Here is a 19,270-nt window from a genome sequence, read left to right on the forward strand (position 1 = left end):
CATGACTGCACAACCGATGGTCAAGGCGGAGGGCGTCCACAAGTCGTTCGGCCCCGCCCACATCCTCAAGGGCATCGACCTGGAGGTGGCCGAGGGCGAGGTGTTCTGCCTGATCGGCCCGTCCGGCTCCGGCAAGTCGACGTTCCTGCGGTGCATCAACCACCTGGAGCAGATCAACGCCGGGCGCCTGTACGTCGACGGCGACCTGGTCGGCTACCGGCAGAAGGGCGACAAGCTCTACGAGCTGAAGGACAGCGAAGTCGCCCTGAAGCGCCGGGACATCGGCATGGTCTTCCAGCGCTTCAACCTGTTCCCGCACATGACGGCCGTGGAGAACGTCATGGAGGCGCCGGTCCAGGTCAAGCGGGAGTCGAAGGCGGTGGCCCGCGAGCGGGCCCTGAAGCTGCTCGACCGGGTCGGCCTCGCCGACAAGGCGGGCAACTACCCCTCGCAGCTCTCCGGTGGCCAGCAGCAGCGCGTGGCGATCGCCCGGGCGCTCGCGATGCAGCCGAAGCTGATGCTCTTCGACGAGCCGACCTCGGCGCTCGACCCCGAGCTGGTGGGCGACGTCCTGGACGTCATGCGCGGCCTCGCCGAGGACGGCATGACCATGATCGTGGTCACCCACGAGATGGGCTTCGCCCGTGAGGTCGGCGACTCGCTGGTCTTCATGGACGACGGCGTGGTGGTCGAAGCGGGCAACCCGCGCGACGTCCTGACGAACCCTCAGCACGACCGGACGAAGTCGTTCCTGTCGAAGGTGCTGTAAGCAGCCACAAGGGAAGGGGGGTTACCGGCCGCGGCCGGTAACCCCCCTTCTTCATGCGCCACTTGGCTACTTGAGGGCGAGCAGCAGCGTGTCCGAGGGCGAGGCCCATACCGGGCGGGCCTCGGCGAAGCCGGCCGCGCGCAGGGTTTCGGCGTGCCAGGCGGCCGAGGGCATGTCGCCGTCGGCGTGCTCGCCGTAGATCTCGTACCGCTTCGCGGTCGGCTCCGCGAGTACGGGGTCTTCGGCGGCCAGCGCCCACCAGTCGGCCCAGTCGACGGCGCCGGCGGCCTTGGCGCGGTCCATCTGGGTGTGCCGGTGCGCGCGTTCGGCGGCGTTGATGCGCGGGGTGGCGGGGTCGATCATGTGGTCGGCGTTCATGAACACACCGCCGTGCCGGACGAGCCCGGCGACCTGCCCGTAGAGCGCGGCGAGCGGCTCACTGTGCAGCCAGTGCAGGGCGGTGGCCGTGAGGACAGCGTCGTAGGAGTCGTACGGAAGCGACCGAACCCACTCCGGGTCCTTGAGGTCGGCGGCCACGAAGGTGACGCGCGGGTCCCCGGCGAAGGTGCCCTCGGCGATGGCGAGGAGCGCGGGGTCGAGATCCACCCCCGTACTGACCGCGTCCGGGAACCTCTTGAGGAGCCGGTCCGTAATACTCCCCGTACCGCACGCGAGGTCGAGCACGCGCGGCGCGGGACCGACACAGGCCTCGACCATGTCGAGCATGACCCGGAAGCGCTCCTCGCGGTCCGGCATGTACCACTCCTGCTGCCTGTCCCAGCTGTCCTGCCAGCCTCGCCAGTCGGTGCCCGTACCGGCCCCAGTGAATGTCTCCGACACCGCGATCCCTCCTACGAAGTCACTCTGTAATACCCTCGAAGGGTACCCAGCCGTTACCTGTGAACACTCCAGACCATAGACCGCCGCCGTAAGGACTACAAGTGGAACTGGCCTATTACTCGGACTACGCCGTGCGCCTGGTCAACACCGAGGAGCCGGCCCGCAACAAGGACTCGCTGACCTCGGTCGACGCGGTGCGCGAACTGTTCGGCGGGAACAAGTCGGCGGCCCGCCGGGCGACGGACGCGGACGTGACGCGCTTCCGTTCGGTACGGGCCCGGCTGCGGGCGGTCTTCGAGGCGGCGGACGGGGGCGAGGAGGTCCAGGCGGTGGACCTGCTCAACTCGCTGCTCCTGGAGTTCCCCGTCAGCCCGCAGGTGTCGGGCCACGAGCACCGGGACGAGGACGACCGTCCCCTGTGGCACATGCACCTCGCCGACCACCCGTCGAACGCGACGGCGGGCTACGCGGCGATCGCCTCCATGGGCCTGGCCTTCCACCTCACGGAGTACGGGGTCGACCGGCTCGGCCTGTGCCAGGCGGCGCCGTGCCGCAACGCCTACCTGGACACCTCGACCAACCGCTCGCGCCGCTACTGCTCGGACCGCTGTGCGACCCGGGCGAACGTGGCCGCCTACCGGGCCCGCAAGCGCCTGGAGACCGAGCGGTCGGAGAGCACCGGCCTGACCGACGAGACGACCCAGGACGCCAAGTAGCCGACGGTGCGGCGGCGGCCGGCCGTCATGGGCCGGAACCGCCCGCGCACCCGGCCGAGCACGAGCTCCATGGGCACGGCGCCGAACGCCCGGCTGTCCACGACCTCGTCGTCCGCGTTGTCCCCGAGCACCCACCAGCCGCTCTCGCACAGCTCCATGAGCCGCTTGACGATGAGCAGATCCTGCTGCAGAGGGTGCCGCAGCACGGCCACGTCGCCGGCCCGCAACTCGGCCCCGTAGTGCACGAGCAGCTGATCCCCGTGCAGCAGCGTGGGAACCATCGAGGTCCCCAGGACCTCGGCGATCCCCAACGGCACCCTCGGCTCCCGCCCCTCATCCGTCATACGTCACCCACCTCCCGGCCACCGGCACCCCGCCACCACTCCCACGGTACGTTCCGCCACGAGTCCCATGGTGACCCTGGACTTTTGACCTAAGCCCACGGGGGCACCCGCGAAATCGCGTCTCTCACCGAGTAATGTCCCACCTGAGAAGACGATCACGAGGAAGGACAGCTCAATGCTTTCCCGCCTGTTTGCCCCCAAGGTGAAGGTCAGCGCGCACTGCGACCTGCCCTGCGGTGTGTACGACCCGGCCCAGGCCCGCATCGAGGCGGAGTCGGTCAAGGCCGTACAGGAGAAGTTCCAGGCCAACGAGGACGCGCACTTCCGTGCCCGTGCCGTGGTCATCAAGGAACAGCGCGCGGAGCTCGCCAAGCACCACGTTTCGGTGCTGTGGAGCGACTACTTCAAGCCGCCGCACTTCGAGAAGTACCCGGAGCTGCACCAGCTGGTCAACGACACCCTGAAGGCCCTCTCGGCCGCCAAGGCGTCGACCGACCCGGCGACCGGCCAGAAGGCGCTCGACCTCATCGCCGAGATCGACCGCATTTTCTGGGAGACGAAGAAGGCCTGACTCAGGCCGAGTTCGCGGCCCCGCGCGCGTTCGACGAACGCGCGGGAGGCAGTGAATTCAGAAGGGGCCCGACCGGTTCACCGGCCGGGCCTTTTCGCTGCCGTCGCACGGCCCACACGGTTCCCACACTCCTTCGGCGAACCTCCGGCCCAGGCTCACGAACCCGGCAGCGTTCGCAGCCAACCAGCGGCTGCGCGCGGGGCGGTGAAGCGCAGGGTGCGCAGTGGCGCGAACCGCGTGTCCCCGGCCCTCGCTCCGATTTCCGCCCTGCGGGGGCCGTGCTGGGTCCAGGAGGTGCGAGCCGGGTGGTCCCGGGTGAACCAGTCCGTCAGGGTTTCCCTGTTGCCGTTGAAGAGTCGTTCTCGCAGCACCGTTCTGCGCAGTGAGCGGCGCAGCACTCGGGGCATCACTACGCGCCTCGGGTAGTCCAGCCACACCACCGTGTCGGCCCGCTCCCACAGCAGGTCGCGGACCTTTGGATAGCCGAATGAGTCGAAGATCCAGGTTGGGGAGTCGGCTATTTCCCTTATCCGGGTGGTGAATTGGGGGTTCTCTCTCCAGTTCGGGCCCGCGAAGTACAGCTCGTCCATTTCGTGGTACGGGATCTCCAGGCGCGTACTCACCGCGCGCGCCAGGGTGGACTTGCCGGAGCCCGTCGCCCCGGCCACCAGGATTCGCTGCATCCGCGCAGGTTAGGCGGAATTCGGTTGGCCGGGGAAGGGGCGGCCGCTTACCTTGACGCCCGTGATGGATCAGACAGGCATGCCCCCGTGTCAGGTGATCGTGCTCAACGGCGGGTCCAGTTCCGGCAAGTCCGGGATCGCCCGGTGTCTGCAGGCCGTGCTGCCCGGGGCCTGGCTGACGTTCGGGGTCGACTCCGTGGACGCGGCCATGCCCGCCTCGCTCCGCGACGGCGAGGGCGGGCTCGGCGTCGGGGCCGATGGCACGGTGACGGTGGGGCCCGAGTACCGGCGGCTCTCGGACGCCTGGCGGCACGGGGTCGCCGCCATGGTGCGGGCCGGCGCCCGCATCATTCTCGACGAGGTGTTCCTCGACGGCGCCGACGGGCAGAAGCGCTGGCTCCACGCCCTCGACGGGCTCGACGTGCTCTGGGTCGCGGTGCGCTGCGACCCCGACACCGCGGCCGGGCGTGAGACGGCCCGCGGCGACCGCGCCCCCGGCATGGCCCGCGGCCAGGCCGACTCCGTACACCGAGGGGTGCGGTACGACGTCGAGGTCGACTCGGCGAGGGCCGAGTCCATGACGTGCGCTCTGCGGATCGCCGAGCAGCACGCCCTCCGGGGCTGAGCCGCTGACATCGCCTCGGGGATACTCGGCACCATGGGCAGCCTCGATCTCGCCGCCGCCGCGCGGCGATTCGTCACCACGTGGGAAGCCGGCTGGGCCGGGCACGACGTCGACGCCATCCTGGAGCTGTACGCCGACGACGTCGTCCACACCTCCATGCCGTTCCGGCCGCCGCACCGGGGACGCGACGAGCTCGCCGACTATCTGCGCTGGTCGTTCGAGGGGGAACGGGTCCAGGAGGTGCGGTTCGGTGAACCCGTGGTCGGCCAGGACGGGCTCGCGGTCGCCGAGTTCCGGGTCCTCGCCTACGAGGGCGAGGCGCCGGTCACCCTCGCGGGCTGCGTGTTCGTGCGCTTCGGGGCGGACGGGCTCGCGGTCGAGACGCGTGACTACTGGCACACCGCGGAAGGTCATCTTCCGGGTTAGGTTCGAGGGCATGGAACCCCTGGACCCTCCGTACCCCCGGCTTCTCGTCGAGCGTTACGAGCCCTCGTTCCGCTTCTACGATGCCGTGCTGCCCGGGCTCACCGGCTGCACCCTCGCCCGGGGCAACTCCGCGTCCGGCTATGCCAGTTGGGACGCCGCCGACGGCCGGACCGCGCTCGCCCTGTTCACCCGGTCCGCGATGGTCTCCGCGCTCGGCGAGGACCGGGTCCCGCGCGGGGGCGGGTCGCTGGCCATCCACCTGGCCTCGTCGGACGCCCTCGACTCCGCGGTCTCGCTCTGCGCGGAGGCGGGCGGCGTCATCGCGGCCCCGGCGCGCGACATGCCCGAGTGGGGGCCGGGGCTCAGGGCCGCGCACGTCCTTGATCCGGACGGGAACCTGGTGGAGCTCCAGACGTACTGAGGAGCCCCCGGCGCGCTCTCACGCCAACCCTCGCCTGACCAACCCCACGACCTCCTCCTCCGTAAGTCCCAACTCCCTTGCCTGGTCGACCAGTTCGCGCACCCTCAGCATCAGCGAGGCCCGGCCCCGCGCGGACGTGTCGTCCACGACCACCGCGCCCCGGCCCCGCCGGAGTTCGATCAGGCCCTCCTCCCGCAGGCGCTGGTAACCCCTCAGCACCGTATGGAGGTTGACGCCCAGGGAGTCCGCCAGGGAGCGGGCCGCCGGGAGGCGTTCGCCCGGGGTCACCTTGCCCTCGGCGATGGCCCGGCGCACCGATGCCGCGATCTGGTCGCCCAGCGGCTGCGGCGACGCGGGGTCCACCCGGAACAGCATCAGCGCCTCCCGGTCTCACGGTCGGCCGGATCGAACAGCATCAGCGCTTCGCCCCCTCGCGGTGGGCCAGCGTGTTGAGCAGGGCCGCGGCCGTCGCCGAGTCGTCCACCGTCACCGCGAACTCGCGGCCGCCCGCCCGCCGTACGACGAGCGCCTCGCCCGAGCGCAGCATCAGGCCCGTCTTGCCCGGCCGCATCCGGTAGCCCCAACCCCCGTACTCCGCCAGGATCTTGACCTCGCGGCTGATCGCCCGGTCGACGTCGGACAGCGGCACCCGGATCCGCGGCCAGGGCAGTACGGTCGGCCGCGCGGTCAGGCCGTGCCGGTCGACCGTGACGTACGGGCAGGAGAAGGCGAGGCAGAGCAGGGCGCCGCCAAGGGCGATGATCGCGTAGCGCGTTCCGCCCGCGTACAGCAGGGCGGTCGCCGTGACGATCAGCGCGACCCCCATCGCGAGCAGCACCCGCGAGGGCGCCCGGCGCATCCAGCCCGCCACTTCGCCCTCGGCGAGGTCGAGTCGCTCCGGCTCGCCGGGACCGGGGGACGGCATGGGGGCGGGCATCGGCACGGTCAGCAGGAGCAGCCAGCCGATCCCCGCCGCGAGCGCGCCGCAGCCCGCCCCGACGGCGAGCTGCCACGGCGGCATCCGTACCCGCGCCGGGTCGACCGCGTCGGCGTTGGCGACCAGGACGGCGACCATCAGATAGCCGACAAGCCCGGCGACCGCGTACCCGGCCCCGACCGTCCACCGCAGCCCGCGCACGGCCGCGTCCCCGGTCCGCGCGACGACGGTCCACAGGGCGGCGAACCCGATGTGCGTCACGAGGACGAAGACCAGGTACGAGGTGTGGCTCTGGGTGTCGTCGGAGCCGCCGCCCGCGGTGAAGTGGCTGGCCAGCTGGTCGGGCAGCCTGGCGCGAAGGAGCGCGAACGCCGCCAGGTCGACGGCAATGGCGAGCAGGAACGGCAGTACGGCCAGGGCCACCAAGCGGTACCGGACACGATTCATCGAAGCCTCCTTGTTCGCATAGTAGTAGAACAATGCGACCCAAGGAAGGGGGCAAGGAACCGGAGAGGCCCGGGGGAGGCCCGGGGGAAGCCCCTTCCGGAAGCCGCCCCGACGCAGAGCGGCCGCCCCGCACCACGGAGTCCCGAGGACTCCCCGATGCGCAGCGGCCGCGGGAGGAACAGCAGAGGAAGAGGATCAGATGGCGTCCAGGGCGGACGGTTGGAGGCTTGAGCCGGACGGGAGTTGGCGCCGGATGTCGTCGAGGACCGAGCCGAAGTCGAGCTCGGCCCGCCCGCTGGCGTACACCGCTCCCCCGAAGTGCAGGGCGACCCCGAGGTCGGGCTCCGGCGGTTTCAGGGAGAGCAGGCAGCTGAGGGTGGCCTGCTGGACCGCGCCGTCGTCCGACGCGACGGGCACGGGCATGTCCCATTCGAGTACGAAGTCACGGAGGTTCCCGTCGTCGAGCGCGAAAGTGCCGCTCTCCGCCGGTATCCCCGGTACCGGGCCGAGCGAGTCAAAGCTCGCTCCGGCGAAATCGACCCCCCTGATCCGGGTCCGCAGTTGCGTCCCGTCAGTGGTGATCGTCAGCGCTTCGGATCCTAGGCGGTCCCGGTACCAACCCGCCCATGACTGTGGTGTCATGGGCGGAGATTAGCGGCGTACCCTGCTGTTCGTCACAGGGGGTGACCGAAATGCGCGTTACCGCTTCCTTGCGTACTTCGAGACGACCGCACCATTGTCGAACGACCGGGACCCGGTCAACTCGAACTGGCGGGGGCCGAATTCACCCGACACGACCCGGATTCCGTCGCCCGCGAGCACCGGGTAGGTCTTGATGACCAACTCGTCGATCTCCTCGGCCAGCTGACCGGCGAGGTTGCCGCCGCCGCACAGCCAGATGCCGAGACCGTCGTACTTCTTGAGCTCGCGCACCTTGACCACCGGGTCGCCCGCCACCAACTCGACCGCGGGGTGCGGGGATTCGGCGAGGCCGCGCGAGAAGACGTACGTCTTGAGGTGGGCGTACGGATCGACCACGCCGTCCTTCAGGCCCAGGGCATACGAGGCCCGGCCCATCAGGACGGTGTCGTAGTGGGTGTTCTCGGCGTCGTCGCAGCCGAAGCGCCGCCGGCCGGCGGTCGCCAGCGTCTCCGGCCACTCGGTCTTCAGGTAGTCGAAGTACGCCGGGGACATCTGGTCCATCAGGAACTGGACCTCGCCATCGGGACCCGCGATGAAGCCGTCGAGGGACATGCCGATGAAATACGAGAGCTTGCGCAAACTGACCCCTTGGGGCTCGGGTTCGTGGCCCTTCCGCGTCGACCACGACAGCTATAGTGCTTCAGATGTAGTGGTTGAGCAACCCCCATTTCCTGGGACCCGCAAGATCGATGGAGGAGTTCCGGCATGGCCAGAAACCCCGAACGCAGAACCGCCCTCGTCGACGCGGCGATCGAAGTGCTCGCGCGCGAAGGAGCGCGCGGGCTGACCTTCCGCGCCGTGGACACGGAGGCGGGCGTGCCCGCGGGCACCGCGTCCAACTACTTCACCAGCAGGGACGACCTGTTCACCCAGGCCGGCCGGCACATCCACGTACGCATGGCGCCGGACCCGGACGAGGTCGCCGAGGCGATGCGGCCCGGGCCCTCCCGCGCACTGGTCGCCTCCCTGGCGCACTGGGTGGTGCGGCGGATGACCGCCGAGCGCACCGGGTACCTGGCCATGCTGGAGCTGCGCCTCGAAGCGACCCGGAGGCCCGCGCTGCGGACGGAGCTGACGCGGGCGCTCCGCGCGGATTTGGAGGCGAACGTCCGGTTCCACGTGGACTCCGGGCTGCCCGGGGACCCCGACACCGTCCGGCTGCTCCACCTCGCGATCAACGGACTGCTCGTCGAGGTCTTCACCCTGCCGGGAATGTTCGCCGACGAGGGCGAGGAATGGGATGAACAGGGCGGCCACGAGCGGGAGTTGGCCGACAAGGAGACCTCCCGGCTCGTCGACCTCATCGTCTCCCGCATCGTCCCGGGCTGAGCCCCGCCAGGAGTGCAAACGAGACTCTCAGCCCTTCGGCTCGCGCCACATCGGGTGGACCAGCGGGCCGTCCGGCAGCCGCACCGGCTCGCCGAGCGGGGCGAAGCCGAGGCGCCGGTACAGGTGGGGGCTGCGTTCGCTGCTCGCCTCCAGATAGGCGGGCAGCCCCTCCCGGTCGCACCGCTCCAGTACGGAAGTGATCAGCTCGGCGCCCAGGCCCTCGCCCTGCCGGTCCGGGGTCACCCCGATCATCCAGAGGTAGGCGTGGGCGCGGCCGTGCGGATGGATGCCTGCCATCAGGTGCGCGATCTGCTCGACCCGCTCGTTGTCGGGGTCGACGAAGGCTCGCAGCTGCGCCGGCCCTTCGTCGCCGTCCTCCGTCTCCCGCGGCTCGGCCGGGACGTCGATCCACAGCGCGACCGCCGAGCCGTCCTCGGTGATGTCCACATGGCCCTCGGCGAAGGAGAGCTGGAAGAACGCCTCCATCAGCCGGTGGTGCACCTCGCGCCGCCGCGCCTCGTCGGGCAGCACCCAGCTGCTCACCGGGTCGTACATGAACGCCGCGTCGAGGACGCGTACCACTGCCGCCGCGTCGCTCTGCCCGGCCCGCCTGATCCGTACGCCCATGTCCACCGCTCCCACCCCGTCCGACCGCCTCAACCAACCATCGCCATCCTAGAGTTGGACCGCTCCGCCCACCGGACCGCGGGCCCGAGCGCGAGGCCGGCGCCGAGAAACAGGGCGCCGAGCAGCAGCCAGCCGGGCACGCCCCCATCGACGACGAGCGCGGTGAGCAGCAACGGGCCGAGCATCCTGGCCAGCGGCACGCCCATGCCGAAGAAGCCCTGGTACTGGCCCTGCTGGTCGGCCGGTGCGAGATCGAAGCCGATCTGCCAGGCGCCCGCGGACTGCATCATCTCGCCCGCCACCTGGAGCCCGCCCGCGACAAGCAGCACGACCGCGGCCATCCAGGCGGACACCCCGGCGGCGCTGAGCGCGAACACCGCGCAGGAGGCGAGCATCAGCACCCCGCCGCGCGCCACGGTCCGCCGGGCGCCGGCCAGATCGCGGACGGCGGAGGCGGTACGGACCTGGAAGAGCATCACCGCGCCGGTGTTGAGCACGAGCAGCGCGGACACCAGCCACCCCGGGGCGTCGGTGCGGGTGACGGTCCACAGCGGGATGGCGAGGCTGATCAGCGGCATCCGCAGCAGGAGCAGGGTGTTGAGGAGGGTGACCACGGCGTAGGGGCGGTCGCGCAGCACGGCGAACCGCGGACCCGCGCCGGGCGCGACGGCCTTGGGCGGCACCTGGGGCAGCCGGAGCAGGGCGAGCGCGCAGAGCAGGAAGGCCGCCGCGTCCAGGGCGAACACCGCGAAGTAGGCGGTGCGGGTGCCGTAATGCAGGGCGACCCCGCCGAACGCGGCTCCGACGGCGAGCCCGGCATTCAGCGTGGACTGGAGGTGCGCGAGGACATGGGTGCGGTCCCGGCGGGCGACGAGTGCGGCGAGGAGCGCCTGGCGGGCGGCGGAGAGCCCGGTCTGCGCGGTGGCGTAGCAGCAGGCGGCCAGGACGAAGGGGAGGAAGCCGCGAACGAACAGGAAGGCCGCGACCGAGGCCCCCGTGGCGGCGGCGAGCAGGACGGCGACGCCGCGCGGGCCGCGCCGGTCGGCGAGCTGTCCGAGCGGCACCCCGGCGAGCGCGCCGACCGCCCAGGCGAGGGTCAGGCCGAGGCCTATGCGGGTGGCCGGGAGGCCGACCACGCGGCTGAAGTAGAGCGCCGAGGTGACCAGGAAGGCGCCGTCGCCAAGGGAGTTGACGAGCTGGGCGGCGGCGAGGCCGCGGGCGGGGCCGGCGGGCGGCAGGAGGCGGGTCGTCATGCGCTCATCAAATCAAGCTGAATGGCCCAGCGTTGGGGCCACTTGGCTCCTCATTTACTGGGCCACTCAGGGCAGCCGAACCGTCCGGTGATTCACCGGGTGCGGCGGGTCACGAATTCGGCCAGGGCGAGCAGTTCCCCCGCCGCGGTGAGGTCGGGGACGGCGCGCGAGAGGTGGTCGACCGCGCGGGCCATCCGGTCGGCGGCATGGATCTGGGCCCAGTCGCGGCCGCCGGCCAAGTCGACCGCCTCGGCGGCCCGGCGGACCGCGGACGGCTCCATCGGGGCCCGGTACAGCTCGGCGAGCTCGGCCGCCGCCGGGGTGCCCGAGCCGAGCGCGGCGACGACGGGCAGCGACTTCTTGTGCGCGGCGAGGTCGGCGCCGGCGGGTTTCCCGGTGCGTCCGGGGTCGCCCCAGATGCCGATCAGGTCGTCGATGAGCTGGAAGGCGAGCCCGGCCTCGCGGCCGAACGCGTCCATGGCGGCGACCTCCTCGTCGCCCGCGCCCGCGTACAGCGCGCCAAGTGCGCAGGCGCAGCCGAGCAGCGCCCCCGTCTTGGCCATCGCCATGGCGAGGCACTCGTCGAGCGAGACGTCCTGCGGGCCCCGGTGCTCGAAGGCGCAGTCGGCCTGCTGGCCCGCGCAGAGTTCGATGACGCAGGCGGCGAGCCGGGCGGAGGCGGCCGGGGACGCGGGGTGGCCGTCGTCGGCGATCTGGCGCAGGGCGAGGGCGAGCAGCGCGTCGCCGACGACGATGGCGTCCGGGGTGCCGAAGACGGTCCAGGCGGTGGGGCGGTGGCGCCGGGTCGCGTCCTCGTCGATGACGTCGTCGTGGAGCAGCGTGAAGTTGTGGACGAGTTCGACGGCGGCGGCCGCTCGTACCGCCGTCTCGGGGCGGCCGCCGAGCGCCGTGGCGGCGGCGAGGACGAGGGCGGGGCGGATCGCCTTGCCCGCCTGTCCGCCGCCCGGGGTGCCGTCGGCGTGCTCCCAGCCGAAGTGGTACATCGCGACCCGCCGCACGGATCCGGGCAACGACTCGACGGCTGAGCGCAGTTGGGGGTGGACGACGGTACGGGTCCGTTCAAGCAGCTCGACCGCCTCGCGGCCCTCCACGGCTTCCGGCATTGCCAACTAGGGTGACCTTTCTCGGAGTTGACGGCGGCGCCGGGCGCACCCGAAGGGGGCACGCCCGGACCGGAAGCTCACCGCCAGCGGCTGACCTCGATGTTCTCCAGGACGCCCAGCGCGTCGGGCACCAGGATCGCGGCCGAGTAGTACGCGGTGACCAGGTACGAGATGATCGCCTGCTCGTCGATGCCCATGAAGCGGACCGACAGGCTCGGCTCGATCTCGTCCGGGATGCCGGCCTGCTGGAGCCCGATGACGCCCTGCTCGGCCTCGCCGGTACGCATGCAGATGATCGAGGTCGTACGGGCCTCGCTCACCGGAATCTTGTTGCACGGGAAGATCGGCACGCCGCGCCAGGCGGGCACGTGGTGGCCGCCCACCTCGACGGACTCGGGCACCAGGCCACGCTTGTTGCACTCGCGCCCGAAGGCGGCGATCGCGCGCGGGTGGGCGAGGAACAGCTTGGAGCCGCGGCGCCGGGAGAGGAGCTCGTCCATGTCGTCGGGGCTGGGCACCCCGTCGTGCGGCTGGAGGCGCTGGTCGTAGTCGCAGTTGGTCAGGAGGCCGAACTCCCGGTTGTTGATGAGCTCGTGCTCCTGGCGCTCGCGCAGCGCCTCGACCGTGAGCCGCAACTGCTGCTCGGTCTGGTTCATCGGCTGGTTGTAGAGGTCGGCGACGCGGCTGTGGACCTTCAGCACGGTCTGCGCGACGGAGAGTTCGTACTCGCGCGGCGAGCCCTCGTAGTCGACGTAGGTGTGCGGAATGACCGCCTCACCGACGTGGCCCGCGGAGAGGTCGATCGCCGCTTCGCCGTAGTTGTTGGTGCGCTGGTCGGGCTGCGCCGAGGCCATCGCGAGGTGCGCGTGCAGCGACTCGGCGCGCTCCGCGAGGTTGAGCACGTCGGCCCGGGTCAGGATCAGGGCGGTGCACCCGGTGGTGGCGCGGTAGGTGCACTCCCAGACGGCCTCGCCGGAGACCAGCGCCTGCTCGCCGAAGTGCGCCCCGTCGGCGAGGAAGCCGAGCTCGGTCTCGTCGCCGTACGGGCCGGTGCCGATCTTCTCGACGCGGCCGTGCGCGAGCAGGAACACGCGGTCGGTGACGTCGCCGGCGGTGGCGATGACCTCGCCCGCCGCGAACTCGCGCTGCTCGCAGCGGTTGGCCAGCTCGGTGAGGGCCGCCTCGTCCTCGTAGTCCCGCAGCGCGGGCAGCTCGCCCAGCTCGGCGGGGATGACGGCGACTCGCTCGCCGGTCTGGACGAAGGTGATCCGCCCGTCCCCCACCGAGTAGCTGAGCCGTCGGTTCACCCGATACGTACCGCCCTGCACCTGGACCCACGGCAGCATCCGCAGCAGCCAACGGGAGGTGATCTCCTGCATCTGCGGGACGGACTTGGTGGTGGTCGCCAAGTTCCGCGCGGCGGCTGTGCCGAGACTCTGCTGGGCGCGGTTCTCGGGACCTGCCTCGACCGACATGTGACTCCTTCTGAGCTCTTACGATCTTGAAGCTGGACTGCCCTGAGAACACTTCCAGCACGGAGAGTCCCCGCGCCATTACTCAAATGAGTGGGATTAGAACAACAGCAGGCCGGGCAGCCGCCCCGAAGCGCTCGAACACGCCCCGCACGCCCCCCCGCTTCGCACACCCCGAATACACCGGCCGATAACCAGCCCATTGGGCAACCTTTAATTTGCACACAAGATGCAAGTTATCTACGGTGGGTCTCATGCGGCTGACGAGATTCACCGACCTGGCGCTGCGGGTGCTGATGCGGCTCGCGGTCGTCGAGAGCGCGGACGACCGGACCCCGCCCACCACGCGGGAGGTGTCGGACGCGATGCACATCCCGTACACGCACACCGCGAAGGTCGTCGCCCGCCTCCAGCACCTCGGGCTCGTCGAGGCGCGGCGCGGCAGGGGCGGCGGGCTCACGCTCACCGCGGCGGGCCGTCTCGCCTCCGTGGGCGGCCTGGTGCGCGAGCTCGAAGGGCCGGGTGACGTCGTGGAGTGCGAGGGGTCCACACCGTGCCCGCTCGCCGCGGCCTGCCGGCTGCGCCGGGCACTGCACCGCGCACAGGAGGCGTTCTACGGCTCCCTCGACGAGGTCACGGTGGACGACCTCGTGGCCTCACCGACCGGCCCGCTGCTGATCGGCCTGACCAGCCGCTGACGATCCGTCAGCCACCCTCACTGTCTTCCTCACACCCTTAAATGCGAATCCTAAATACCAATTTAAGGAGCCAGTAGATGCTGTCCGAGAAGTCGACCGCGACCGTACGCGCCACGCTCCCCGCCGTCGGCGCGGCCATCGGCACCATCACCGAGCGCTTCTACGAGCGGCTCTTCGCCGCCCACCCCGAGCTGCTGCGGGACCTGTTCAACCGCGGCAACCAGGCCGCCGGACTCCAGAGGCAGGCGCTCGCGGGCTCCATGGCCGCGTTCGCGACGCACCTCGTGAACCACCCCGAGGACCGCCCGGACGTGCTGCTGAGCCGCATCGCCCACAAGCACGCCTCGCTGGGCGTCACCGCCGACCAGTACGAGATCGTCCACCGGCACCTCTTCGCCGCGATCGCCGAGGTGCTCGGCGAGGCCGCGACGCCGGAGGTCGCCGAGGCCTGGGACGAGGTGTACTGGCTGATGGCGAACGCCCTGATCGCCATCGAGACCCGGCAGTACGAGGAGCAGGGCGTGCTCGCCGGGGACGTCTGGCGGGAGTGGACGGTGGCGGGCCGCACCGAGGAGACCGCCGACTGCGCCACCTTCCGGCTGCGCCCCGCCGACGGCGCGCCCGCCCCTGCCTTCCGGGCCGGCCAGTACGTCTCCGTCCAGGTCGAACTCCCCGACGGCGCCCGCCAGATACGCCAGTACAGCCTGACCTCGGCGCCGGGCGGCGAGCTCCGCTCGATCACCGTCAAACGCGTCCAGGGCGACCCGGACGGCGAGGTTTCCGGCCACCTGCACGCTCGCGTCCGCGAGGGCGACCGGCTGCGCGTCTCGGCCCCGTACGGCGATCTCGTCCTCGACGCGGGTCTCCGTGCGGGCGGGGCCCCGCTGCTGCTGGCTTCCGCGGGCATCGGCTGCACGCCAATGCTGTCGATGCTCGAACAGCTCGCGGCCACCGGGCACCGCGCCCCGGTGACCGTGGTGCACGCCGACCGCTCCCCCGCCGAGCACCCGCTGCGCGACGACCACGCGGCGCTCACCGCCAAGCTCCCGGACGCGGCCGCCCACTTCTGGTACGAGACCCCGGAGCCTGGCCACCCGGCCGACCGCACGGGCCGGGTCGACCTGACGGCGCTGCCGGTGCCGTCGGGCACCCGCGCCTACCTCTGCGGCCCGCTCCCGTTCATGCGCGCAGTCCGCACCCAGCTCCTTGCCAAGGGGGTGGCGGCGGCCGACATCCACTACGAGGTGTTCGGCCCGGATCTGTGGCTGGCCCAGAACTGACGGACTCGGCCCGGCGGGATGTCCGGATCAACTCGCTCAACAAACCGAACAGTTAACACCATGGCGTCCAAATAGCACCTTCCTGGGGCAAGTTGGGGTACAAGCGGTACGACACACATCCGTACCGCTCTGGAAGGAGGCGGCCATGGCGCCTCCCATGTCCGCAGACCAGTTCCTCGCCGCGCTGCGCGGCGAGGGCCTCGCCGTCGTCGAGGTCGACGGGTGGCGCACCCACAACCGGGCCGGCCACGGCGGCTGGGGCCCCATCAACGGCGTCGTGATCCACCACACCGCGACCAGCGGCGCCGACGCGACGGTCCGCATCTGTTACGACGGCTACGACGCCCTGCCGGGCCCGCTCTGCCACGGCGTGATCACCAAGGACGGCACCGTGCACCTCGTCGGCAACGGCCGCGCCAATCACGCGGGCGCGGGCGACGGCGACGTGCTGCGCGCCGTCATCGCCGAGAAACGGCTGCCGCCGCCGGTGAAGAACGACACCGACGGGAACACGCACTTCTACGGTTTCGAATGCGAGAACCTGGGCGACGGCGTGGATCCCTGGCCCGAGGCCCAGCTCGCCGCCATCGAGAAGGCGGCCGCGGCCGTGTGCCGCTTCTACGGCTGGACCGAGCGGTCCGTCATCGGCCACAAGGAGTGGCAGGTGGGCAAGGTGGACCCGCGCGGCTTCACGATGGACTGGCTGCGCGAGCGGGTGGGGGAGCGACTGAAGTGACACGTGGGGCGTCGCGCGTGAGGCGCTGCCCGCGGTGACCACGTGACAATGGGGGCATGACCCCCGAAGCGCTCGCCCCTCGCCTCCCCTCCCCCCTGGAGGAGGCGCCGGACGAGCGCTTCGCACGTCACGGCGTACGCCTGCTCCTGAAACGGGACGATCTGATCCACCCGGATCTGGTCGGCAACAAATGGCGCAAGCTGGTGCTGAACCTGCGGGCCGCCGCCGGCCGCCCCGTCCTCACCTTCGGCGGCGCCTACTCCAACCACCTCCGCGCGACGGCCGCCGCCGGGCGGCTGCTCGGCTTCCCCACGATCGGCGTCGTACGGGGCGACGAACTGGCCGGCCGGCCGCTCAACCCGTCGCTCGCGCAGTGCGCGGCGGACGGCATGCGGCTGCACTTCGTGGACCGCTCGACGTACCGCCGCAAGTCCTCGCCGGACGTCCTCGCGGGCCTGTTGGAGCTGCTCCGCTCCGACGCGTACGTCGTGCCGGAGGGCGGCAGCAACTCCCTCGCGGTGCGCGGCTGTACGGCGCTCGGCGAGGAGCTGCGCGGGGCGGCGGACGTGGTGGGCGTGGCCTGCGGCACGGGCGGCACCCTGGCGGGCCTGGCGGCGGGCCTCGCCCCCGGGCAGCGGGCGCTGGGCGTGCCGGTCCTGAAGGGCGGCTTCCTGACCGAGGAGATACGCGCCCTCCAGCGGGCGGCGTTCGGCGAGGTGCGGGGGGACTGGACCCTGGACGACCGCTTCCACTTCGGGGGCTACGCCCGCGTCCCCGCCGAACTGGACGCCTTCGCGCGGGACTTCGAGGGGCGGCACGGGGTGGGAGTGGAGCGGGTGTACGTGGCGAAGCTGCTGTACGCGCTGCTGAGGCTGACGGAGGAGGGGGCGTTTGCGCGGGGCGCGAGAGTGGCGGCGGTGATCACTGGCCGGCCTTGAATCCCCACCCCGCCCCTTCCCGAGACCCTCCGGGGGTTGGGAAGGGGGAAGCCGGGTTTCCTGGGGCTCCGCCCCAGACCCCGTTCGCGCCTTAAGGGCGCTCGTCCTCAAACGCCGGACGGGCTGAAGATGCCTGTACCCGGCGCTGTCAGGGGCGCGGGGAACTGCGCGACCAGCCACACACGGCCCGCAGCCCCAAAACCATCCGCACATCCAGCCCCTTCGGCGTTTGAGGAGCGGGGGGGGCCGGGGGCAGCGCCCCCGGGAATGGACCTCAGCCCACCCTCGTCCCCCGGCGGGTCTCGGGAAGGGGCGGGGTGGGGGTCTCCGGGGTCTGGGGTGGAGACCCAGCGCCCGCCCAGCCCTAACCCTCGCCCTCGCGGTACGCCGCCGCCTCCTCCAGATCCAGCCTCCGCAGCAGCGTCCGCATCATTTCGTCATCGATGCGCCGCTCGTCCCGCAGGGACACGAACACCTGCCGCTCCGCGTCGATCATCGCTCGGGACAGCCGCCGGTACGTGTCGTCCGCCGACTCCCCCGTCGCCTCGTTCACCGCCCCGAGCCGCTCCCACACCGCGTTCCGCCGCCGTTCGAGCACCGTCCGCAGCCGGTCGGCCAGCGGCGGCGGCAACGCGTTGCGCGAGTCGGTGAGGAGCTCGTCGAGGCGGGCCTCGGCGGCCCGGGACGCCTCGCTCTGGGCCTGCGCCTCGGCCAGCGTCTCGGCCTGCGCGTCCCGTCCCGGGAGCCCCAGCAGCCGGATCAGCGGCGGCAGCGTGAGCCCCTGCACCACCAGCGTGCCGATCACCGTCGTGAACGTGAGGAACAGGACCAGGTTGCGGGCCGGGAAGGCCGAACCGTCCTCCATCGTCAGCGGGATCGAGAACGCGATGGCCAGCGAGACCACGCCCCGCATCCCCGCCCACCCCACGATCACCGGCGCCGTCCAGTCGACCTCCGGCTCGCGGCGGCGGATCCTCTCGGACAGCGCGCGCGGCAGGAACGTGGCCGGGAAGACCCAGACGAAGCGGGCCGCCACCACCAGGACGAACACCCCCACCGCGTACCAGACCGCCTCGCCGACCCCGTACTCCCCAAGTCCCTTGAGCACCACCGGCATTTGGAGTCCGATCAGCGCGAACACCGCCGATTCGAGGACGAAGGCGACCATCTTCCAGACCGCCTCCTCCTGGAGCCGCGTCGCGAAGTCCACCTGCCAGGAGTGATGGCCGAGGTAGAGGGCCACGACCACGACCGCCAGTACGCCCGACGCGCCCACCTGCTCCGCCGCCGCGTACGCCACGAACGGGATGAGCAGCGACAACGTGTTCTGGAGCAGCGCCTCGTGGAGATGGCGGCGCAGCCAGTGGATCGGCAGCATCAGGACGAGCCCCACCCCGATCCCGCCGATCGACGCGAGCGCGAACTCCTTGAGTCCGCCGCCCCAGGTCGCCCCGGCCCCGACGGCCGCCGCGAGCGCCACCTTGTACGCGGTGATCGCGGTCGCGTCGTTCACCAGGGACTCGCCCTGGAGGATGGTGGTGATCCGGCTCGGCAGCCGCAGCCGGCGTGCGATGGCGGTGGCCGCGACCGCGTCCGGCGGCGCGATCACCGCGCCGAGCACGAGCCCTGCGGTCAGCGGGAGATCGGGCACGAGGAGATACGCGAGGTAGCCGACCACCACCGTCGCGAACAGCGTGTAACCGACCGAAAGCAGCGCCACCGGCCGGAGGTTGGCGCGCAGATCGAGGTACGAGCTCTCCAGCGCGGCCGTGTGCAGCAGCGGCGGCAGCACCAGCGGCAGCACGACGTGCGGGTCGAGGGTGTAGTCGGGGACGCCGGGCACGTACGCCCCGATCAGCCCCACCGCCACCAGGAGCAGCGGCGCCGGCACCGGCGTCCTGCGGGCGGCTCCCGCGACCGCCGCGCTCGCCGCGATCAGCGCCACCAGCGGCAATGCATCCATCAGAACCGTCCGTCCCCACTCACCCGCGCCGCGTTCTGCGTCGTAACCTGGCCATCATGAGCGAGTGCCCGCACGTTGCAGAACTGCCGCGCCCCGAGCCGGCCCCGCTGAGCGACACCTGCCCGGAGTGTCTGAAGGACGGCACGCACCCCGTGCAACTGCGCCTGTGTCTGGTCTGCGGGCACGTGGGGTGCTGCGACTCCTCGCCGCACCAGCACGCGACGGGACACTTCAAGGAGACCGGGCACGCGGTGATGCGGACCTTCGAGCCCGGCGAGAGCTGGCGCTGGTGTTTCGTGGACGGCCTGCTGGTGTGAGAGTGGCACCCCAAGCGCTTCGTCCAGAGCGTGAGGAAAGGTTCGAAGCCCT

24 protein-coding genes are annotated in these 19,270 nt (G+C 71.4%); 12 read left to right on the plus strand and 12 right to left on the minus strand.

Features of this window, described 5'->3' with window-relative positions; genetic code table 11:
• Position 1: 1 nt before the first annotated feature.
• Positions 2-769 carry an amino acid ABC transporter ATP-binding protein gene (locus OHA17_RS13380; protein WP_053730660.1) on the plus strand — a complete coding sequence of 256 codons (768 nt, stop codon included), beginning with the start codon at positions 2-4 and terminating at the stop codon, positions 767-769.
• Positions 770-835: 66 nt separating this feature from the next.
• Here the strand turns inward: OHA17_RS13380 and OHA17_RS13385 are convergent, their stop codons facing one another.
• Complete coding sequence (locus tag OHA17_RS13385; RefSeq protein ID WP_406510706.1) at positions 836-1,525, minus strand: class I SAM-dependent methyltransferase; 690 nt, start codon at positions 1,523-1,525, stop codon at positions 836-838.
• A 185-nt stretch (positions 1,526-1,710) separates the two neighbouring features.
• Between OHA17_RS13385 and OHA17_RS13390 the strand changes: the two genes are divergently transcribed.
• Positions 1,711-2,325 carry an ABATE domain-containing protein gene (locus OHA17_RS13390; RefSeq protein WP_053730658.1) on the plus strand — a complete coding sequence of 205 codons (615 nt, stop codon included), beginning with the start codon at positions 1,711-1,713 and terminating at the stop codon, positions 2,323-2,325.
• On the opposite strand, the gene sodX is transcribed toward OHA17_RS13390, so the two are convergent.
• Complete coding sequence (gene sodX / locus OHA17_RS13395) at positions 2,244-2,669, minus strand: nickel-type superoxide dismutase maturation protease (protein ID WP_406506848.1); 426 nt, start codon at positions 2,667-2,669, stop codon at positions 2,244-2,246. The genes OHA17_RS13390 and sodX overlap by 82 nt on opposite strands.
• Before the next feature lie 175 nt (positions 2,670-2,844).
• On the opposite strand from sodX, the gene sodN reads away from it, so the two are divergent.
• Positions 2,845-3,240, plus strand: a complete 396-nt coding sequence (gene sodN / locus OHA17_RS13400; RefSeq protein ID WP_053730656.1) for a superoxide dismutase, Ni — start codon at positions 2,845-2,847, stop codon at positions 3,238-3,240.
• Between the two features lie 155 nt (positions 3,241-3,395).
• Here sodN and OHA17_RS13405 read toward each other — a convergent pair whose 3' ends face one another.
• Positions 3,396-3,923 carry an adenylate kinase gene (locus OHA17_RS13405; RefSeq protein WP_406506850.1) on the minus strand — a complete coding sequence of 176 codons (528 nt, stop codon included), beginning with the start codon at positions 3,921-3,923 and terminating at the stop codon, positions 3,396-3,398.
• A gap of 64 nt (positions 3,924-3,987) precedes the next feature.
• Between OHA17_RS13405 and cpt the strand changes: the two genes are divergently transcribed.
• The 3 genes from cpt to OHA17_RS13420 are packed head-to-tail and all read left to right on the plus strand — an operon-like array spanning position 3,988 to position 5,395.
• On the plus strand, positions 3,988-4,548 hold the full coding sequence (gene cpt, locus OHA17_RS13410; RefSeq protein WP_406510707.1) for a chloramphenicol phosphotransferase CPT: 561 nt from the start codon (positions 3,988-3,990) through the stop codon (positions 4,546-4,548).
• Positions 4,549-4,581: 33 nt separating this feature from the next.
• Positions 4,582-4,974 carry a nuclear transport factor 2 family protein gene (locus OHA17_RS13415; RefSeq protein ID WP_406506852.1) on the plus strand — a complete coding sequence of 131 codons (393 nt, stop codon included), beginning with the start codon at positions 4,582-4,584 and terminating at the stop codon, positions 4,972-4,974.
• A 10-nt stretch (positions 4,975-4,984) separates the two neighbouring features.
• Positions 4,985-5,395, plus strand: coding sequence for a VOC family protein (locus OHA17_RS13420; RefSeq protein ID WP_406506854.1), 411 nt, complete (start codon positions 4,985-4,987; stop codon positions 5,393-5,395).
• Between the two features lie 18 nt (positions 5,396-5,413).
• Here the strand turns inward: OHA17_RS13420 and OHA17_RS13425 are convergent, their stop codons facing one another.
• The 4 genes from OHA17_RS13425 to OHA17_RS13440 all read right to left on the minus strand — a co-directional run bounded on the left by OHA17_RS13425 (position 5,414) and on the right by OHA17_RS13440 (position 8,060).
• Positions 5,414-5,770, minus strand: coding sequence for a GntR family transcriptional regulator (locus tag OHA17_RS13425; RefSeq protein ID WP_406506856.1), 357 nt, complete (start codon positions 5,768-5,770; stop codon positions 5,414-5,416).
• Between the two features lie 40 nt (positions 5,771-5,810).
• Complete coding sequence (locus OHA17_RS13430) at positions 5,811-6,779, minus strand: DUF1648 domain-containing protein (protein WP_406506858.1); 969 nt, start codon at positions 6,777-6,779, stop codon at positions 5,811-5,813.
• Positions 6,780-6,974: 195 nt separating this feature from the next.
• Positions 6,975-7,421, minus strand: coding sequence for a DUF6304 family protein (locus tag OHA17_RS13435; RefSeq protein WP_398876212.1), 447 nt, complete (start codon positions 7,419-7,421; stop codon positions 6,975-6,977).
• Between the two features lie 57 nt (positions 7,422-7,478).
• On the minus strand, positions 7,479-8,060 hold the full coding sequence (locus tag OHA17_RS13440; protein WP_406506860.1) for a dihydrofolate reductase family protein: 582 nt from the start codon (positions 8,058-8,060) through the stop codon (positions 7,479-7,481).
• Positions 8,061-8,186: 126 nt separating this feature from the next.
• On the opposite strand from OHA17_RS13440, the gene OHA17_RS13445 reads away from it, so the two are divergent.
• The gene (locus OHA17_RS13445; protein WP_406506862.1) at positions 8,187-8,810 is read left to right on the plus strand and encodes a TetR/AcrR family transcriptional regulator; all 624 of its coding nucleotides are present in this window, start codon (positions 8,187-8,189) and stop codon (positions 8,808-8,810) included.
• Between the two features lie 27 nt (positions 8,811-8,837).
• On the opposite strand, the gene OHA17_RS13450 is transcribed toward OHA17_RS13445, so the two are convergent.
• The 4 genes from OHA17_RS13450 to OHA17_RS13465 form a co-directional block, all read right to left on the minus strand.
• Positions 8,838-9,437, minus strand: a complete 600-nt coding sequence (locus OHA17_RS13450) for a GNAT family N-acetyltransferase (protein ID WP_406506864.1) — start codon at positions 9,435-9,437, stop codon at positions 8,838-8,840.
• Positions 9,438-9,466: 29 nt separating this feature from the next.
• Positions 9,467-10,690: an MFS transporter gene (locus OHA17_RS13455; RefSeq protein WP_406506866.1), complete on the minus strand. Its 1,224-nt coding sequence runs from the start codon at positions 10,688-10,690 to the stop codon at positions 9,467-9,469.
• Positions 10,691-10,782: 92 nt separating this feature from the next.
• Positions 10,783-11,814 carry a family 2 encapsulin nanocompartment cargo protein polyprenyl transferase gene (locus OHA17_RS13460; protein WP_406506868.1) on the minus strand — a complete coding sequence of 344 codons (1,032 nt, stop codon included), beginning with the start codon at positions 11,812-11,814 and terminating at the stop codon, positions 10,783-10,785.
• Positions 11,815-11,891: 77 nt separating this feature from the next.
• The gene (locus tag OHA17_RS13465; RefSeq protein ID WP_406506870.1) at positions 11,892-13,289 is read right to left on the minus strand and encodes a family 2B encapsulin nanocompartment shell protein; all 1,398 of its coding nucleotides are present in this window, start codon (positions 13,287-13,289) and stop codon (positions 11,892-11,894) included.
• Between the two features lie 251 nt (positions 13,290-13,540).
• On the opposite strand from OHA17_RS13465, the gene OHA17_RS13470 reads away from it, so the two are divergent.
• The 4 genes from OHA17_RS13470 (at position 13,541) to OHA17_RS13485 (ending at position 16,938) form a co-directional block, all read left to right on the plus strand.
• Entirely contained in the window at positions 13,541-13,984 is a 444-nt protein-coding gene (locus tag OHA17_RS13470) for an RrF2 family transcriptional regulator (RefSeq protein ID WP_406506872.1), read from the plus strand.
• Between the two features lie 77 nt (positions 13,985-14,061).
• Complete coding sequence (locus tag OHA17_RS13475; protein ID WP_406506874.1) at positions 14,062-15,264, plus strand: globin domain-containing protein; 1,203 nt, start codon at positions 14,062-14,064, stop codon at positions 15,262-15,264.
• Between the two features lie 145 nt (positions 15,265-15,409).
• Complete coding sequence (locus OHA17_RS13480; RefSeq protein ID WP_406506876.1) at positions 15,410-16,000, plus strand: N-acetylmuramoyl-L-alanine amidase; 591 nt, start codon at positions 15,410-15,412, stop codon at positions 15,998-16,000.
• Between the two features lie 56 nt (positions 16,001-16,056).
• Positions 16,057-16,938, plus strand: coding sequence for a 1-aminocyclopropane-1-carboxylate deaminase/D-cysteine desulfhydrase (locus tag OHA17_RS13485; protein WP_406506878.1), 882 nt, complete (start codon positions 16,057-16,059; stop codon positions 16,936-16,938).
• 364 nt (positions 16,939-17,302) lie between these two features.
• Here OHA17_RS13485 and OHA17_RS13490 read toward each other — a convergent pair whose 3' ends face one another.
• Positions 17,303-18,901, minus strand: coding sequence for a Na+/H+ antiporter (locus tag OHA17_RS13490; RefSeq protein WP_406506880.1), 1,599 nt, complete (start codon positions 18,899-18,901; stop codon positions 17,303-17,305).
• A 56-nt stretch (positions 18,902-18,957) separates the two neighbouring features.
• Here OHA17_RS13490 and OHA17_RS13495 point away from each other — a divergent pair, with 56 nt between their 5' ends.
• Positions 18,958-19,218, plus strand: coding sequence for a UBP-type zinc finger domain-containing protein (locus OHA17_RS13495; protein WP_053729846.1), 261 nt, complete (start codon positions 18,958-18,960; stop codon positions 19,216-19,218).
• The last annotated feature ends 52 nt before the right edge of the window (positions 19,219-19,270 follow it).

The organism is Streptomyces sp. NBC_00212 (assembly GCF_045206365.1).
Lineage (GTDB): Bacteria > Actinomycetota > Actinomycetes > Streptomycetales > Streptomycetaceae > Streptomyces.